Origin of the sequence: Streptomyces alkaliphilus, from assembly GCF_014141535.1 — a bacterium.
Lineage (GTDB): Bacteria > Actinomycetota > Actinomycetes > Streptomycetales > Streptomycetaceae > Streptomyces > Streptomyces alkaliphilus.
In genome coordinates, this window is the sequence record NZ_VKHT01000986.1 from 1 (window position 1) to 1,848 (window position 1,848).

General features: G+C 75.1%; 2 protein-coding genes. Both read left to right on the forward strand.

Annotated features, from left to right (window positions below):
- Positions 1 to 150 precede the first annotated feature (150 nt).
- Positions 151 to 1,614, forward strand: a complete 1,464-nt coding sequence (locus tag FNQ90_RS21755; RefSeq protein ID WP_407699415.1) for a coiled-coil domain-containing protein — start codon at positions 151 to 153, stop codon at positions 1,612 to 1,614.
- A gap of 75 nt (positions 1,615 to 1,689) precedes the next feature.
- Positions 1,690 to 1,848 (forward strand): FmdB family zinc ribbon protein (locus FNQ90_RS21760; protein WP_182607910.1); only part of this gene is annotated, 159 nt, incomplete at its 3' end.

Genomic DNA, 1,848 nt, shown 5'->3' on the forward strand with positions numbered 1-1,848 from the left:
GGGGTGGACCGCCCGACCGGGCGGCACCGGGTCGGGGGCCTCTCACCCGTCGTCCCCACTCCGTCCCCCGGTCCCCTCCCGCGGGGTTCCCCGGCGATCGGGCCCGCGCACGCGCCGGGGGCGTGTGCTTCCCGACCGCCGGGTGAAACAATGGTCGGGGCACCCTTCCGCGCCGACCGGCGGTGGAGGGGAGTTCTCCGGACCGGTACCGCCGAACGACGCGCGGGACACGGCGGGGGACGCACGGGGACACGGCTGGAAAGGGAACACGTGACGGCGACACGCATCCTGGGGAAGCTGATCGGCCCGGCCCTGCTGCTGCCCACCGTGTTGCCGGTGGTCGTCGCCGTGGCGATACCCGGGGCCTTCACCGGCGGCGGCACCCGCCGGTGGGGCAGGGGCCGGGTGGAGGATCTGCGCGAGGAGGCCCGGCGCGCGCAGGGCGAGGCGGCCGAGGCGTTCTACGAACTCGAGCTGGCCCAGCGCGGCATGCAGTTGTCTCTGGAGACGATCCGCGCGGTGGACGACGGCCCGCGGGCCCGCAAGGCGTTCGCGGACCACGGGGCGTTCGCCGAACGGATAGACCGGACGAATCACCAGTACATCGCCCTGATGGACTCCCACGACGTGGAGTCCGCCGATCTGGACGCCGGCACCGCCACCCGCGCCCGTCACGACTTCGTCCGGATGCGGGACGAGTTGACCCGCACCCGTGAGGACCTGGAGCGGTTCGCCGGGAGCCTGACGCCCCTGGTCGAAGCGGCGGAGAAGGAGTTGGCCCGGGTGGCGCCGGCCGTGGAGCGCGCCAAGCGCTCCCTGCTGGAGGCGACCCGGGCCCTGGACGCGGTCCGGCAGGCGGGGCTGGACGCGGGTGACTCGGCCGCCGATCTCGCCGCGCTGGGACCGGAGTTGCGGCTGCTGAACGAGGGAGCCGCCCGACACGGCGTGCAGCCGACCCTCACCCGCGCCGAGGAGGTCGCGCGACGGGCCGGGTCGATCGCCGAACGGATGGCGGAGCTTCCCCGTCGGGCCGAGGAGTTGGGTCGGCGCCTGACCTCGCTGCGCACCCGCGCGGAGGCGATCACCACCAGGGCCGGCCAGGTGGGGCCGACCCTCAGCGAGTTGCGCCGCCGCTTCAGCGCCGCCTGTTGGCAGGACCTGCAGCGGGTCCCGGACGAGGCCGCCGAGGCGGTGGCCGGGGCGCGCCGCACGCTGGACGGCGTGGAGCGGGCCCGGCGCGAACAGCGTTGGAACGACGCGTCGAACGGCATCACCGAGGCACAGGCGTTGCTGGCCCGCACCGACGAGTTGGTCTCCACCGCCGGTGATCGACTGCGCCGGCTCAACGAGGTCTCCTTCGATCCGTCGAAGGAGATCGAGCGCACCCGGTTCGCGGTGCGCGACGCCCAACGGCTGGCGATGGTGGGCCGGGCGGTGCCCGAGCCCCGGCACGCCGAGCGGCTGGACGGCGCGGTGGAACGGCTGGACACGGCGGTGGCCGCGCTGGAGCGGGGTGGGCGCAACCCGGACTACTGGCGGTTCCTGATGGAGACGAAAGCCGTGCGGGACATCGCCGGCGCCGTGGTGGAGGACATCCGGGGCGGCGGTCGCTGACCCGGTCCCGTCCCGGCGGGCCCGTCTCGCGTCGACCCCGCCCCGGGGCGCCGGGGCGGGGCTTATCCTGCTCGCATGCCACGCTACGAGTACCGCTGCCGATCCTGCGGGGACCGCTTCGAGGTGTCCCGGCCGATGTCCGAGGCGGGGGCGCCCGCGGTGTGCCCGGTGGGGCACGGGGACACCGTCAAGCTGCTGTCCACCGTCGCGGTGGGTGGTCGGGCCGGCTCGACC